Below are 16,386 nucleotides of genomic sequence, written 5' to 3'. Positions count from 1 at the left end.
AACGAGTAATAAACAGATAAAATACAGAATTGTATGTTGAAGACATTTTCAATTGGTGGTGTTCATCCACACGAAAATAAACTGTCAGCACATCAACCCATTATTACGGCGGAAGTTCCGGCAAAAGCTGTGATACTTTTGGGGCAGCATATCGGTGCACCTGCTAAGCCTATTGTGGCAAAAGGTGATGTGGTGAAGGTGGGCACTAAAATAGCCGAAGCCAATGGCTTTGTTTCGGCTGCCATTCACTCTTCTGTCAGTGGCAAAGTCGCTAAGGTTGATTCAATCGTCGATGCGAGTGGTTATGCCAAACCTGCTATTTTTATAGATGTAGACGGGGACGAATGGGAAGAATCTATCGATCGCAGCCCTGAACTGGTGAAAGAGTGCGAATTGACTTCGGAAGAGATTGTGAAGAAGATAGCCGATGCCGGTATTGTTGGTTTGGGAGGAGCTTGTTTCCCCACTCAGGTTAAACTCTGTCCGCCTCCTTCATTTAAAGCAGAATGTGTTATTATAAACGCTGTAGAGTGTGAGCCTTATTTAACCGCCGACCATCAGTTGATGTTGGAGCATGCCGAAGAGGTAATGGTAGGAGTTTCCATTCTGATGAAAGCCGTAAAGGTAAATAAGGCATTTATCGGTATTGAAAACAATAAACCCGATGCTATTGAGTTGATGACAAAAGTTGCATCCAGTTATGCTGGTATTGAGGTTGTACCTTTGAAGGTGAAATATCCGCAAGGAGGTGAGAAGCAGCTGATCGATGCTATAACCAAACGTCAGGTTGCGAGTGGTGCACTACCCATCTCTACAGGAGCGGTTGTTCAGAATGTAGGTACAGCATTTGCAGTATACCAGGCTGTGCAGAAAAATAAGCCTTTGTTTGAACGTGTGATTACGGTGACCGGTAAATCGGTTGCTAAACCTTCCAACTTCCTGGCACGTATCGGAACTCCGATGCAACAACTGATTGATGCCTGTGGCGGTTTGCCCGAAGACACCGGAAAGGTAATTGGAGGCGGCCCGATGATGGGTAAAGCATTGGTTAATACCGATGTTCCTACTGCTAAGGGAAGTTCCGGAATTTTGATTATGAACCGGAAAGAGGCTAAACGCGGAGAAATACAAAATTGCATCCGTTGTGCGAAGTGTGTAAGTGCCTGTCCGATGGGACTGGAACCATATCTGCTTTCCGCTTTGGCCGAGAACACAGAATTTGAAAGAATGGAATCAGAAAGAATCATGGATTGTATCGAGTGCGGTTCTTGCCAATTCACTTGTCCTGCCAATCGTCCGTTACTCGACTATTGTCGTTTGGGTAAAGGAAAAGTTGGTGCCATGATTCGTGCACGTCAAGCTAAAAAATAATAAGTATGGAAAATAAATTAATCGTATCATTATCGCCTCACGTTCATGGTGGAGACAGTGTACAGAAAAATATGTACGGTGTGTTGATCGCACTGATTCCTGCCTTCATCGTTTCGCTCGTATATTTCGGACTGGGTGCGTTGATTGTCACAGCGACTTCTGTGATAGCCTGTCTGTTTTTTGAATGGGCAATCGGTAAGTTCTTGCTGAAGAAAGAAACCACTACTATTTGTGATGGGTCTGCTATCATCACAGGGGTGTTGCTGGCATTCAATCTTCCGTCGAACCTGCCTATTTGGATCATTATTTTAGGTGCTTTATTCGCTATTGGTGTCGGTAAGATGTCATTTGGCGGATTGGGAAATAATCCGTTTAACCCGGCATTGGCAGGACGTGTGTTTCTGTTGTTATCATTCCCTGTGCAAATGACTTCGTGGCCGGTGGTTGGTCAGTTGACTGCCTATACTGATGCTACTACCGCTGCTACTCCGTTAGCCTTGATGAAACAAGCCGTTCATGGTGATGCCTCAGCTTTTAGCCAACTTCCTGATGCCTGGAATTTGTTCATTGGCAATAATGGCGGATGTTTGGGCGAGGTGAGTGCAGCTGCTTTGATTTTGGGCCTCCTCTATATGTTATGGAAGAGAATCATTACATGGCATATTCCGGTATCTATTCTGGCCACTGTATTTGTATTCTCAGGCATTATGTACCTGGCCAATCCGGAAGCTTATGCTTCTCCGGTAATCCAGTTGCTTTCGGGAGGTCTGATGCTGGGTGCCATTTTTATGGCGACTGATTATGTGACTTCTCCGATGAGTAAAAAAGGTATGCTGATTTATGGTGTTTGCATCGGTTTGCTGACAGTTGTTATCCGTTTATTCGGTGCATATCCGGAAGGTATGTCATTTGCTATTCTGATTATGAATGCATTCACTCCGCTAATCAATACATATTGTAAACCAAAACGCTTTGGGGAGGTAGCGAAGAAGAAATGAAAAAGTTAGAATCATCATTGAAAAATATGTTGCTGGTACTCACGGGAGTAACAGCTATTTCGGTAGCTCTGCTGGCTTATGTGAATGAGTTGACCAAAGGGCCTATTGCAGAAGCAAATGCAAAAACACTGAATGAGGCTTTAAAAGAAGTCTTACCCGAATTCACGAATAATCCGGTTGCAGAGTGTGATACTATGTTTAGTGAGAAAGACGGTAAGAAGGTTGTTGACTTTATTATTTATCCGGCTAAAAACGGAGAACAATGGGTCGGGACGGCGGTTGAAGCTAAATCGATGGGATTTGGCGGAGAGCTGAAAGTACTGGTTGGTTTTGATGCCGAAGGCAAAATCTATAACTATTCATTGTTGTCACATGCCGAGACTCCCGGGCTTGGTTCAAAAGCGGCCGATTGGTTTAAGGAAGGCAATAAAGGTAGTATTAAAGGAATGAATCCGGGTGAGCAACCGTTAACGGTAAGTAAGGATGGTGGACAGGTAGATGCTATTACCGCTTCTACAATCACTTCACGCGCTTTCTTGAATGCCGTGAACGCTGCGTATGGTGCTTATAAAGGCAATGGCGATACTAACGGGACAACCGGTGCTTCTCAGAAAGCCGCTCCAGTACAGGAGTCTGAAACTGCGATTGTCGATTCAGTAGTTATTAAATAAGAAAGGAGTATAAAGATATGAATAACTTTAAAGTATTGATGAATGGGATTGTTAAAGAGAATCCGACATTTGTGCTCCTGCTTGGTATGTGTCCTACATTGGGTACGACTTCTTCGGCCATTAACGGTATGGGTATGGGACTTGCCACTATGTTTGTTTTGATTTGCTCTAATGTGGTGATCTCGTTGATAAAGAACTTGATTCCGGACATGGTACGCATTCCGTCATTCATTGTGGTAATCGCGTCTTTTGTGACTTTGCTTCAGATGGTGATGCAGGCTTATGTCCCTGGATTGTATGCTACATTAGGGCTTTTTATTCCGTTGATTGTTGTGAACTGTATTGTATTGGGACGTGCAGAAGCATTTGCAGCTAAGAATAATGCTCTTTCGTCCATGTTCGACGGAATTGGTATGGGACTGGGCTTTACGATTGCTCTTACATTGTTGGGAGCTGTCCGCGAGTTTCTGGGTACAGGTAAGATATTCAACTTGTCAATCATCCCCGAAGAATATGGTATGCTTGTCTTTGTTCTTGCTCCGGGTGCGTTTATTGCATTAGGATATCTGATTGCGCTGATTAACAGCCTTAAGAAAGCAAATTAAAATAAACGATTATGGAATATATATTGATATTTATCTCGGCAATCTTTGTTAATAACATTGTGTTGTCGCAATTTCTGGGAATCTGTCCGTTTCTGGGTGTTTCCAAGAAAGTGGATACAGCGTTGGGTATGAGTGCAGCGGTGGCTTTTGTGCTTACCATTGCCACAATCGTAACGTTCCTGATCCAGAAGTTTGTGCTCGATGCTTTCGGATTGCAGTACTTGCAGACTATTACGTTTATTTTGGTCATTGCGGCACTGGTCCAGATGGTGGAAATTATTCTAAAAAAGGTTTCCCCTGCACTTTATCAGGCACTGGGCGTATTCCTTCCCTTAATTACGACAAACTGTTGTATTTTGGGTGTGGCTATTCTTGTTATCCAGAAAGATTATGATTTATTGACGGGAGTTGTCTATGCATTCTCTACTGCTATCGGTTTTGGCTTAGCCTTGGTGCTTTTTGCCGGACTCCGTGAGCAAATGAGCCTTGTGAAAATTCCCGAAGGTATGAAGGGAACTCCGATTGCTTTAATTACAGCCGGATTGCTGGCTATGGCATTTATGGGATTCTCCGGAGTGGTATAAATCCTGACGACAAACAACTGAAGGATGAGCGGCGGACAGGCTATCGTTAAGGTAGTTCTTCCGTCGCTTTTTCTGTTATTTTGTCTTAATGCACATTTCCATCATGAAATAATATTCGTTTTTTGTGCATTTATCTAAATTTATTTTGTTACATTTGCAAACACTTTACAAGAAAACCGAAAAAACTAACCATTATACACGTTATGAAAGAAAGAATTTTAGTAACAGGCGGAACCGGATATATCGGCTCTCATACTGTAGTAGAGCTGCAAAACAGTGGATACGAAGTAATCATCATTGATAACTTATCTAATTCAAATGCTGATGTAGTAGATAACATCGAGAAAGTATCAGGTATTCGTCCTGTTTTTGAGAAACTGGACTGTTTGGATTTTAACGGTTTGGATGCCGTGTTCAATAAATATAAAGGTATTAAGGCAATTATTCACTTTGCAGCCAGCAAGGCAGTAGGTGAATCTGTAGAAAAACCATTGCTGTACTACCGCAATAATCTGGTTTCTTTAATCAATCTGCTTGAGCTGATGCCAAAACATGGTGTAGAAGGTATTGTATTTTCTTCTTCATGTACTGTATATGGTGAACCGGATGAATTACCTGTAACAGAGAATGCTCCGATTAAGAAAGCTACTTCTCCCTATGGAAATACAAAACAGATTAACGAAGAGATTGTCAGGGATACTGTAACTTCAGGTGCTCCGATAAATGCTATTTTGTTGCGCTACTTTAATCCGATCGGTGCTCATCCAACAGCATTATTGGGAGAACTTCCTAATGGCGTACCACAAAATCTTGTTCCATATTTAACCCAGACAGCTATCGGAATTCGTGAAAAACTGAGCGTGTTTGGTGATGATTATGATACACCCGATGGTTCATGTATCCGTGATTTTATTAATGTTGTAGATCTTGCCAAAGCACATGTGATTGCTATCGCACGTATTCTTGAAAAGAAACAAAAAGATAAAGTTGAGACTTTCAATATCGGTACAGGTCGTGGAGTTTCGGTTCTTGAACTGATCAACGGATTTGAGAAAGCTACAGGCGTAAAACTGAACTATCAGATTGTAGGGCGCCGTGCCGGTGATATAGAAAAAGTGTGGGCTAATCCTGATTATGCAAACAATGAATTAGGATGGAAGGCACAGGAAACTCTTGAAGATACACTGCGCTCTGCATGGGCTTGGCAGTTGAAACTTCGTGAAAGAGGTATCCAATAAATTAGAATATTGTTTTAATTAACATATAAGAAATGAACAAATGTTTTTATACATTTGTTTATAGGATGCAAATCGGCCTGATGCTGTTTATGTGTATGTGAATATCCATAATTGGTACTTATGCCTCCCCGGCATAGACAGGTAAGATTGCATAGTAGTTTTGTCGTGTTTTATTTTGTGTTTGTGTTGTGACAGTACTACGACGTGAGTCGTGGTACTGTTTTTTTATTATGAACTTTATTTGATTTATCTTCTTCCGCTTTGTCAGATTATTGTCTGAGAACAAAATGTGATTACACTTTTAAATCACTTTACCAATACTACTACCGGATTCGATTCTTCATTCAATTCTTTTAAGACACTTAGTTCTTTCTCTATTTTTATTTCAGGATGTTCCTCCAGCCAGCTAAGAATGTCGTCTGCCTGGACTAAAGAGGCATATTCTCCTTTTTCATTAAAGAAAGTAGGGTTGAAAGGCATAAGCTGAGTTAAGTCATCGATGAATTTATTATCAGCTAAAGCTATATGGGTTACCTTCGTCTTTTTATCATAAATTCCATTGTATAAAACAGGCTTTTCTGTGTATAGTCCTCTGATAAATTGGAAATAGAGTAATTTGTTATTCTCTATTGCATAGCTGACCAGGATACGGTCACTATTGTTTTCCGAAAGTGTTCGTTCTTCTGCCGGCCAATGATATTTGCCGGTATTGAATATCATGTGTTTTTCCAATTGATAATCTTTCAATGTATAAATGGTGTCAGTAAACAATTCCTTGAAACGGATTTCATTATTATTTTTCCAAAGTGCCGTATGATTAGGCACACAAATGCTCTGCTTTCCATTACGGTATTGTATGTGGATGATACCACCTAACAGTCCGAATCCTTTGCGTACGGAAATACTGCTAATATCGTCTACCTGCCCTGTACCTAATTCAGGTATAATATTAGGGATTGTATCTATAAAATTGCCTTTTTCAGAAAAGTATAATACCGAACTGGGACATTTCTGACCCAAACCACCTACATAATGTCCTACAATAATAGAATCACAAAATATAAATCCGTTGAGTCCGGGACGATTTATTTGAATACTGCCGGTTGAGGTTTCCGGAGTGGGAATGGTAATGATTCCCGCAAATTTACCTTTTTGGTCATATTTTACCAGTTGACTAGGTTCACGGTTAAAATATAACAACTGGTTTTGTGGATTCAGATATCCATTAGTACTATTATAAGCCTCCGGATCATCTCCTCTATGTCCTACGGAGCAAATAAACTTTCCGGTTTGCTTATCAAACAACAAACATTGTTTCCCATTATGGATCATAATCTTATCATCCAAAAGTTTAACTTCCGGAAAATCTCCGATTAAACAAGAGTCTGTTGTTTCTAAAGGGATGTATTGGATTGTTTTTCCAAGATCAGATACTTTGAGCTCTGCCAGTTTTTCTATTCCTTCGGCAATATCTATCTGATTGATTTCCGAGGTTTGCTGTGTTCTATTGCAAGAAGGCAATAATAATAGGGCGAAAATGCCACATGGTACAATTTGTCTCTTCATGTTTTTATCATTTATTTTAGGTTATAAAATACCTGTTGTTCGTTATGAAGGATAAATAAACTAAATATTTTAGTGATTAAACTATTTGTTGTAGTTAAATAACCAAAATATTTAGTTTTTTGATTCTTGAAAAATCTATTTCATAAAGATGACTACCGGATTAGATTCCTCGTTGATCTCTTTTGCAAAAGCAAACTTGCCATTTGGTTTAATTTCCGGATGCTCTTCCATCCATTCTAAAACACTACTTGCCTGAATAAGATCTACATATTCATTATCAGCATTACATCTACGGGGATTCAGAGGCATGAAGTTATCAATATCGTTCATAAAACTCTGTCCTTTGCTCACTTGAGTCGTTTGAGTGTTTTTATTGTATATGCCGGTGTATACCTCATCTCTCTGCCTGAACTGGAATATGATGATTGAAGCACTTTCCATCACATGATCGATTTTAATTCTTTCATCATTTTTCTTTTTCTGGTATCTTTCTTCTACCGGATAATGATATTTTCCTGTATTGAAAACCAGATAAGGATGTGACTTATTTCCGGATAAGGTGTAGATTGTGTCCAGATAAGCTTCTTTAAAACGTACTTTTCCATCATGTTTCCATAATGTAGAAAGCATCCGTGGAGATTCAATGACCTCATCACTGTTAAAGTATGCTATTATCATGCCATAGATCCCCATGTTGCCGTAGAACTCTCGTGCTTTTTCATTCTTTAATATGTTTATTCGTATTGTATTTATGGCTACGGGTATAACTGGCAGTAGAGATGGGATACTGTCTAATATTTCCCCCTTTTTGTCAAGGAGGAGAAAAGGGGGCTTCTTTTCCGTTCCTTTTATCGGGAAAAGGTCGGATTGGTAACTGATGATTAATGAATCTGTGAAAACAAAGCAAGCAGGATTTCTTGGGCCTAAGCTTTTGGAAACCTTAACTTCGCCTAAATAATTACCTTTCAGATCGTAGCGCATTAAACTACCGTTCCACCCGACAAAATATAGTTCTTCTGCCACATCATCGATCCAGAAAGTCGCTTCACTATATCCTCCCGGATCGTTACCTACATGTCCGATAGAACGTATGAATTTGCCGTTGGTTTTATCGAAGACTAAGCATTGCTTGTTTGTGCTAACGATAATGTTGTTTTTATAAACTTGTATATCCGGATTGTTATTGATCAGACAACTGTCTGTGGTTTCTAATGCTATATAATTGATTTCCTTTAGAAAATCGGAAGCTTTAAGTTCCGTTGGATTTTTAATTTTTCCAACAATATCTATCTGTCCGGGCGCTTTCGTTTCTCCTGATGGAGAGGTACAAGAGGCTAATAAAAGCATAGCACATCCGTATGCCAATAAGTAGTTTTTCATTGTATTATAATTTATGATGGGGCTATTTCAATTTCGTTTGAAAACAGAATGCCTGGCCGAAATCTAAATCTGCTATTTCTTCTTCAGGGTTGAATAAACCGAAGACAGATGAACCGGAACCAGACATGGCAGCATATACGGCTCCTTTGCGGTAAAGTTCTTTTTTGATATCTTCGATTACAGGGTACTGTGGGAAGACACTTTCTTCAAAATCATTCAGCATGTTGTCTTTCCATTCGTTTACCGGACGTTTGATGATTTCTTTTAATGAATGTTCGGGATGGCGGGGCCTAATGAATGAAAAAGCTTCCCGCGTCGAGACAAAGATATCGGGTTTTACAAGTACTAACTGATACCCTTTCAGTGATAAATCGACAGGGGAAAAGACATTTCCGATACCTTCTGCGAAAGTTGGTTTGTTTTTTATAAAAAAAGCGCAGTCTGCTCCTAACATGGCAGCATATTCTTCCAGTTTCTCGTCTGTCAGATGCAGGTGAAATTTTTCATTTAGCAGCTTCAGCATGAAAGCAGCATCTGCAGAGCCACCTCCTAATCCGGCACCCGAAGGAATGTGTTTGTACAAGTATATATCTATCGGGGGTAATTGAAATTCCCGATCAAGTAAAAGATAAGCTTTTACTACCAGATTGTTTTCGGGTTCTCCACTGATTTCAAGACCGGATTGATGCAAAGCAAATTTCTGTTTAGAGTCATTCAATATTGTAATTTCCAGAGCATCTTCCAGAGGTACAGGATAGAACACTGTTTCCAGGTTATGGTATCCGTCCGGACGTTTTTCAGTAATGTTCAGCCCCAGGTTTATTTTGGCATTCGGAAATGTAATCATGTCTTTGGACTATTAATGATTCGTGGTTAATGATTAATGCTATCTAATGGACGCAAAGTTAAATAAATAATTCAGATTTGATAATGGAAAATTGATAATAGAGAATTATCTTTGCCTACATTTTGTGGATGTATACAACTTAATCCACTATTCATTTTCTATATTTCAATAAAAAAACAGATGGCCGAACAAAGAAGAAATACCCGTAGTACCACTAAGTCCAAGGTTCAACCCGTAAATGATTATGGGCGTATCCAGCCGCAAGCGCCGGAACTGGAAGAAGCTGTGCTCGGGGCCTTGATGATTGAAAAAGATGCTTATTCGCTGGTGAGTGAGATTCTCCGTCCGGAATCGTTTTATGAACATCGGCATCAGTTGATTTATGCTGCTATTACCGACCTTGCCGTTAATCAAAAACCGGTAGATATTCTGACAGTAAAAGAGCAACTCAGTAAGCGTGGCGAGTTGGAAGAAGTCGGAGGACCATTTTATATTACTCAATTGAGCAGTAAAGTGGCATCTTCTGCTCACATTGAATATCATGCTCGTATCATAGCACAAAAATATCTGGCAAGAGAACTTATAACTTTTACAAGTAATATTCAGAGTAAGGCGTTTGATGAGACTCTTGATGTAGATGATCTTATGCAAGAAGCTGAAGGAAAACTCTTTGAGATTTCGCAGCGGAACATGAAGAAAGACTATACGCAGATCAATCCGATCATAGCGGAAGCTTACGAACAGATTCAGAAAGCCGCCGCACGTACCGATGGTCTGAGCGGATTGGAGAGTGGATATACCAAACTGGATAAGATGACTTCCGGATGGCAGAAATCCGACTTGATAATTATTGCAGCCCGTCCGGCCATGGGTAAAACGGCTTTTGTACTTTCAATGGCTAAGAATATTGCCGTGAATTTTAGGAATCCGGTAGCCTTGTTTTCTCTTGAAATGAGTAACGTTCAGTTGGTCAATCGTCTGATCTCGAACGTTTGTGAAATTCCGAGTGAAAAAATCAAGAGCGGACAATTGGCAGCTTATGAATGGCAACAGCTCGATTATAAACTAAAGGATTTGCTGGATGCACCGCTTTATGTGGACGATACACCTTCACTTTCCGTATTTGAACTTCGTACCAAGGCGCGTCGGTTGGTACGTGAGCATGGAGTGAGAATTATCATCATTGACTACTTGCAGTTGATGAACGCCAGCGGTATGGCATTCGGCAGCCGCCAGGAAGAGGTCAGTACCATTTCACGTTCATTGAAGGGACTTGCCAAGGAGTTGAATATCCCGATTATTGCTCTGTCACAGTTGAACCGTGGTGTCGAGAGTCGTGAAGGACTTGAAGGAAAGCGTCCTCAGTTGAGTGACCTTCGTGAATCCGGTGCCATTGAGCAGGATGCCGATATGGTGTGCTTCATTCACCGTCCCGAATATTACAAGATATTTCAGGATGATAAAGGAAACGATCTCCGTGGAATGGCCGAAATTATTATCGCTAAACATCGTAATGGTGCAGTTGGCGATGTTCTGTTGCGATTCAAAGGTGAATATACCCGTTTCCAGAATCCGGATGACGATATGGTGATTCCGTTGCCTGATGCAGGAGCTATGTTGGGGTCGCGCATGAATAATACCGGGAGTGTACCTCCGCCTCCAGCTGAATTTGCCCCTCAGGGAGGTAATCCGTTCGGAGGAAGCAATGACGGACCTTTGCCTTTTTAGAAATAAGATATTTATTTAATTTATAATACCATGAAAAGATATTGCCAAACACTCGAATTGTACGACGATTCGGAATTGATTCGTGCTTATGTTGCAGAACATCAGCATGTGTGGCCGGAAATTAAAGCAGGTATCCGTGAAGTCGGGATACTCGATATGCAGATTTATATCCACGAACATACTCTCTTTATGATTGTCGATACGGTAGATGAATTCGATTGGATAAAAGATAACGAACGTCTGGCTAAACTGCCTCGGCAGGCTGAATGGGAAGCTTATATGTCCCGTTTCCAGCGTTCGTTGCCAGGACAAGCATCACACGAGAAATGGAAAATGATGGAACGTATATTTAAACTCTGACGATATGCAAAAACTACTATCTTTGCCTCCTAATCTGGTTCAGTCCTTTCATGAATTAGAGCGGGTAAACCGTACCGATTGGTTTTGTACTTCCGATCCGGTAGGCAAAAAACTTGGTTCCGGAGGTGGAACAGCTTGGTTACTGAAAGAATGTTATAACGAATTTGCTGACGGGATCTCTTTTTCCGGGTGGCTGGGAAAAGAGAAAAGAATTCTGTTGCATGCAGGCGGACAAAGCCGTCGTCTGCCCGGTTACGCACCATCGGGCAAGATACTGACACCGGTTCCTGTGTTCCGATGGGAGAGGGGGCAACACCTTGGGCAGAACTTGCTTTCCTTACAGTTGCCTCTGTATGAAAAGATCATGTCTTTAGCTCCGGAAAATCTGCATACATTGATTGCGAGCGGTGATGTATATATTCGTTCGGAGAAGCCTTTACAAACCATTCCGGATGCAGATGTAGTTTGCTATGGACTATGGGTTGATCCTTCATTGGCCACTCATCATGGTGTATTTGCTTCCGACCGGAAACATCCTGAAAAACTTGACTTCATGCTCCAAAAACCTTCTTTGGATGAACTGGAGTCATTGTCAAAGACTCATCTTTTTCTGATGGATATTGGCATCTGGCTTTTGAGTGACCGTGCTGTGGAGGTGTTGATGAAGCGTTCCTATAAAGAGAATTCTGAGGAACTGAGATATTACGATCTTTATTCCGATTTTGGATTGGCTCTTGGCGCACACCCGTGCATTGAAGATGAAGAGGTGAATACTTTGTCGGTTGCTATTTTACCTTTGCCCGGGGGAGAGTTTTATCATTATGGTACCAGTAAAGAGCTGATTTCTTCCACTCTTTCTGTGCAGAATAAAGTGTACGATCAGCGTCGTATCATGCATCGTAAAGTAAAACCCAATCCGGCTATGTTTGTCCAAAATGCTGTAGTGCAGATACCTCTCTGTGCAGAAAATGCTGATTTATGGATTGAAAACAGCCATATAGGGGCTCAGTGGAAGATAGCTTCACGACATATCATAACCGGTGTACCGGAAAATGACTGGACATTGACTGTTCCTGCCGGAGTGTGTGTAGATGTGGTTCCGATGGGAGATAAGGGCTTTGTTGCCCGTCCATACGGTCTGGACGATGTTTTCAAAGGAGATTTGAGAGATTCTAAAACAACCCTGACGGGTATTCCTTTGGGTGAATGGATGGCGAAACGTGGTCTTTCATATACAGATTTGAAAGGACGTACGGACGACTTGCAGGCTGCTTCTATATTTCCTTTGGTTAAATCTGCTGAAGAATTGGGATTGGTGTTGAGGTGGATGCTGTCCGAACCTGAGTTGGAAGAGGGAAAGAGCATTTGGTTACGTTCCGAACGTTTCTCTGCAGACGAGATTTCGGCAGGTGCCAATCTGAAACGTTTGTATGCACAGCGTGAAGAGTTTCGGAAAGGAAACTGGAAAGCATTGGCCGTTAATCATGAAAAAAGTGTTTTTTATCAGCTCGATCTGGCCGATGCGGCCGAAGATTTTGTACGTCTTGGTTTGGATATGCCTGAGTTATTGCCTGAGGATGCTCTGCAGATGTCACGAATCCATAACCGGATGTTGCGTGCGCGTATTTTGAAATTAGATGGGAAAGACTATCGTCCGGAAGAACAGGCTGCTTTTGATCTGCTGCGCGATGGATTGTTGGGCGAGATCAGCAACCGCAAGAGTGAACCAAAACTGGATGTATATTCCGATCAGATTGTTTGGGGACGCAGTCCTGTACGTATCGATATGGCAGGAGGGTGGACCGACACTCCTCCTTATTCACTTTATTCGGGAGGAAACGTTGTGAATCTGGCCATTGAGTTGAACGGACAACCTCCCTTACAGGTTTATGTGAAGCCGTGCAAAGACTTCCATATCGTCCTGCGTTCTATCGATATGGGTGCCATGGAAATAGTATCTACGTTTGATGAATTGCAGGATTATAAGAAGATCGGTTCACCATTCTCTATACCGAAAGCCGCTCTATCGTTGGCAGGCTTTGCACCTGCGTTTTCTGCTGTATCTTATGCTTCATTGGAGGAACAGCTTAAAGATTTCGGTGCAGGTATTGAAGTGACTTTATTGGCGGCTATTCCGGCAGGTTCCGGCTTGGGTACAAGTTCTATTTTAGCTTCTACCGTACTTGGTGCCATTAACGATTTCTGTGGTTTAGCCTGGGATAAGAATGAGATTTGTCAACGCACCCTTGTTCTTGAACAATTGTTGACTACCGGTGGTGGATGGCAGGATCAGTATGGAGGTGTGTTGCAGGGTGTGAAGCTTCTTCAGACCGAGGCGGGCTTTGCTCAAAGCCCATTGGTGCGGTGGCTGCCCGATCATTTATTTACGCATCCTGAATATAAAGACTGTCACTTGCTTTATTATACCGGCATAACTCGTACGGCAAAAGGAATCTTGGCAGAAATAGTCAGTTCCATGTTCCTCAATTCATCGTTGCATCTCAATTTGCTCTCGGAAATGAAGGCACATGCATTGGATATGAATGAAGCTATACAGCGTGGAAGTTTTGTTGAGTTTGGCCGTTTAGTAGGAAAAACCTGGGAACAAAACAAAGCATTGGATAGCGGAACGAATCCTCCGGCTGTGGAGGCAATTATCGATCTGATAAAAGATTATACTTTGGGATATAAATTGCCGGGAGCCGGTGGTGGCGGGTACCTATATATGGTAGCGAAAGATCCGCAAGCTGCTGTTCGTATTCGTAAGATACTGACAGAAAACGCTCCGAATCCTCGTGCACGCTTCGTTGAAATGACGCTGTCGGATAAGGGATTCCAAGTATCACGATCATAAAATCATTATTAGTCGACGGGAGGTAAATACTTTATCTCTTGTCGACTTCCTTTTCTATTCCTCATTAAGTTTGCCTCTTCTGTTATTCTGATAGTAAAATAGAGATTCTGATATCTTTAAGTCTGCTTTTTTCTTGTTTTAAAAACTCTGTTGTCTTGAGAAAGTGATGAAATAGCAAGTGATGGAGCATTAACTTGCCTTTAATTCGTTTCTTCATACGTGTACTCTTCATACGATGTTAACTTCGTCTTTGCAAAACATTAACTTCTTGTGAAGAAGAAGTTAGTTATAAGAAAATACGAAGTTAACTTCGTATAGTTACGAAATTCATTTTTATTGAAAATTCTCCTACTTTTTGCCTAACGGTTTCATTTATTGAACAAAAACTATAGAATTCTTTTCTGTAACATAGGTCAATATGAATCATTCCTGAATGTTATTTTGGAGGTATAGGATGCCTTTGCCGTTGCTTACTGATTGAAATTAGTACATGTTTATTGAACTTGTGACTGGTGATCTGATTTATTTGGTGGAGATATGATATTGGTGAAAATGGAATCCTGGTGTTTTTTATAACAACTAAGTCAGTGGTCCGTAAATAAGGGATTCCTGAAGTTACTCAAAATACAATGTGACAGAATGCTTTTGGGAGTATATAGTTTCTAAACCTTTATAGATAGAATAATGAAGATTTTATTTTGTTGGGTAATTTGTTTATTATCAGTATATTATGTGGTAAACGTAAAAAGAACAAAAAGAGTAAATTCTTTGGTAATTAACTGATATTCAGTAGTGAATGTGTTTCAAAAGACGTTCGTCTTTTGAAACATCAATTATGGAGATAAAAGACCACATGCAAAATAAGTAAAAAGCTGTTTTTATTACCAGATTATTATCTGATAATCAGCATATAAAGAAGTATATTTACTTTTTCATCTAAAAATATTTTGTACATCAAAATTTAGTTTATACCTTTGTGCTATTAAACGAACGTCTTTTGAAACATCAATTGATCGAATCCGTTCGTTTCCACCTAAAATAAGTCATAAAAAATCTTGCAGTTTGGCTGAGAAAAAGAGTCTCACCCAACTGCGAAGCATACCCGGACTTAAGTAAATCACTCAGGAATATATCCTTCTAAATGTCTCAACAACAAGAATATTGGTTCGCTGCCCGTACCCGTAAGGATCAGGAGCTTACTACTCGTGACGCATTAGAGAAAATAGGCGTCGAGTACTTTTTGCCGACCCAATTTGTCATTCGTCAATTGAAATATCGCCGGCGTCGTGTAGAAGTTCCTGTCATTCGTAATCTTATTTTCGTACATGCTACCAAAGAGTTTGCTTGTGCTATTGCCAACGAATACGGGGTTCGTCTTTTCTATATGCGTGATTTTGACACTAAGAGTATGCTTATTGTTCCCGATAAGCAGATGAAAGATTTTATGTTTGTCATGAATCTCGACCCTGCTGCTGTTATCCTCAACGATGATTGTTTCGCAGTTGGCACCAAAGTACAAGTTATCAAGGGAGATTTTTGTGGAGTTGAAGGTGAACTGGCCAGTCTTTCTAATCGTACTTATGTCACTATCCGTATTCGTGGCGTTTTATCTGCCAGTGTCAAGGTTCCTAAAAGCTACCTTCGCATTCTCGCACCGTAATCAGTAATATTTTATCATATAAAATGAATACTCTTATGACCCAGATTCATGAGCTGCAACATGTGGCTCACGAATTATTGTATTTGGGCGCTGACGGTTCTCCTATCTATGCCGACAGTTTCCGTCAATTAAACACTGAAGTGCTTCAAAAATCTGATGCTTTGTTTGCTTTGAAAGGAGAAAATCCGGAAGAAGAAGCACGACTTTGCCTGGCTCTCTTGATGGGCTACAATGCAACAATCTATGATTATGGCGATAAGGAATCTAAGAAACAGGTTATTCTGGATCGTTCCTTGCTTGTGTTAGAGTCTCTCCCGTCTTCTTTGCTCAAGTGTCAGCTTTTGACATATTGTTATGGAGAAGTTTTTGAAGAAGAGTTGGCAAAGGAAGCTCATGCAATTATAGATTATTGGGATAATAAAACTTTATCGATAGATGAACAGGAGGCTGTAGATATGCTGAAGATGATAGAGGAAAATCAGTATCCAAATAGTTCTGTTGATTAATATTTGATCTGTAATCTA

14 protein-coding genes are annotated in these 16,386 nt (G+C 40.7%); 11 read left to right on the top strand and 3 right to left on the bottom strand.

Features of this window, described 5'->3' with window-relative positions:
* Positions 1-33: 33 nt before the first annotated feature.
* The 6 genes from rsxC to galE all read left to right on the top strand — a co-directional run bounded on the left by rsxC (position 34) and on the right by galE (position 5,467).
* Positions 34-1,371, top strand: a complete 1,338-nt coding sequence (gene rsxC / locus R3O62_RS16750; protein ID WP_005806533.1) for an electron transport complex subunit RsxC — start codon at positions 34-36, stop codon at positions 1,369-1,371.
* Between the two features lie 5 nt (positions 1,372-1,376).
* Positions 1,377-2,369: an RnfABCDGE type electron transport complex subunit D gene (locus R3O62_RS16745; RefSeq protein ID WP_032540529.1), complete on the top strand. Its 993-nt coding sequence runs from the start codon at positions 1,377-1,379 to the stop codon at positions 2,367-2,369.
* Entirely contained in the window at positions 2,366-3,040 is a 675-nt protein-coding gene (locus R3O62_RS16740) for an RnfABCDGE type electron transport complex subunit G (RefSeq protein WP_044300231.1), read from the top strand. Before R3O62_RS16745 ends, R3O62_RS16740 begins: the two co-directional genes overlap by 4 nt.
* A 17-nt stretch (positions 3,041-3,057) precedes the next feature.
* Entirely contained in the window at positions 3,058-3,645 is a 588-nt protein-coding gene (gene rsxE / locus R3O62_RS16735; RefSeq protein WP_005778200.1) for an RnfABCDGE type electron transport complex subunit E, read from the top strand.
* A gap of 11 nt (positions 3,646-3,656) precedes the next feature.
* Positions 3,657-4,229 (top strand): electron transport complex subunit RsxA, encoded by a 573-nt coding sequence (gene rsxA, locus R3O62_RS16730; protein ID WP_005778198.1) that lies wholly within the window; start codon positions 3,657-3,659, stop codon positions 4,227-4,229.
* Positions 4,230-4,432: 203 nt separating this feature from the next.
* Complete coding sequence (gene galE, locus R3O62_RS16725) at positions 4,433-5,467, top strand: UDP-glucose 4-epimerase GalE (RefSeq protein WP_005778195.1); 1,035 nt, start codon at positions 4,433-4,435, stop codon at positions 5,465-5,467.
* 306 nt (positions 5,468-5,773) lie between these two features.
* Here galE and R3O62_RS16720 read toward each other — a convergent pair whose 3' ends face one another.
* From R3O62_RS16720 to ispE, 3 genes are all read right to left on the bottom strand, one after another.
* Positions 5,774-7,033 carry a DUF4934 domain-containing protein gene (locus tag R3O62_RS16720; protein WP_220575933.1) on the bottom strand — a complete coding sequence of 420 codons (1,260 nt, stop codon included), beginning with the start codon at positions 7,031-7,033 and terminating at the stop codon, positions 5,774-5,776.
* A gap of 135 nt (positions 7,034-7,168) precedes the next feature.
* Positions 7,169-8,413 carry a DUF4934 domain-containing protein gene (locus R3O62_RS16715; RefSeq protein WP_220575934.1) on the bottom strand — a complete coding sequence of 415 codons (1,245 nt, stop codon included), beginning with the start codon at positions 8,411-8,413 and terminating at the stop codon, positions 7,169-7,171.
* Between the two features lie 22 nt (positions 8,414-8,435).
* A complete protein-coding gene (gene ispE, locus R3O62_RS16710) occupies positions 8,436-9,260 on the bottom strand; it encodes a 4-(cytidine 5'-diphospho)-2-C-methyl-D-erythritol kinase (RefSeq protein ID WP_032530668.1) in 825 nt (274 codons plus the stop codon).
* Positions 9,261-9,440: 180 nt separating this feature from the next.
* Between ispE and dnaB the strand changes: the two genes are divergently transcribed.
* From dnaB to R3O62_RS16685, 5 genes are all read left to right on the top strand, one after another.
* Complete coding sequence (gene dnaB, locus R3O62_RS16705) at positions 9,441-10,988, top strand: replicative DNA helicase (RefSeq protein WP_032530667.1); 1,548 nt, start codon at positions 9,441-9,443, stop codon at positions 10,986-10,988.
* Between the two features lie 30 nt (positions 10,989-11,018).
* Positions 11,019-11,348, top strand: coding sequence for an L-rhamnose mutarotase (locus R3O62_RS16700; protein ID WP_005778184.1), 330 nt, complete (start codon positions 11,019-11,021; stop codon positions 11,346-11,348).
* Positions 11,349-11,352: 4 nt separating this feature from the next.
* Positions 11,353-14,202, top strand: coding sequence for a bifunctional fucokinase/fucose-1-phosphate guanylyltransferase (locus R3O62_RS16695; protein ID WP_032542581.1), 2,850 nt, complete (start codon positions 11,353-11,355; stop codon positions 14,200-14,202).
* A gap of 1,141 nt (positions 14,203-15,343) precedes the next feature.
* Entirely contained in the window at positions 15,344-15,862 is a 519-nt protein-coding gene (upeY, locus tag R3O62_RS16690; protein WP_005778177.1) for a capsular polysaccharide transcription antiterminator UpeY, read from the top strand.
* Between the two features lie 35 nt (positions 15,863-15,897).
* Entirely contained in the window at positions 15,898-16,368 is a 471-nt protein-coding gene (locus tag R3O62_RS16685; RefSeq protein WP_317472766.1) for a UpxZ family transcription anti-terminator antagonist, read from the top strand.
* The last annotated feature ends 18 nt before the right edge of the window (positions 16,369-16,386 follow it).

Source organism: Bacteroides hominis (assembly GCF_033042785.2).
In the GTDB taxonomy this organism is placed as follows: Bacteria; Bacteroidota; Bacteroidia; order Bacteroidales; family Bacteroidaceae; genus Bacteroides; species Bacteroides hominis.
Note: the sequence above shows the minus strand (reverse complement) of the source record. Positions and strands in the feature narration are given on the sequence as shown.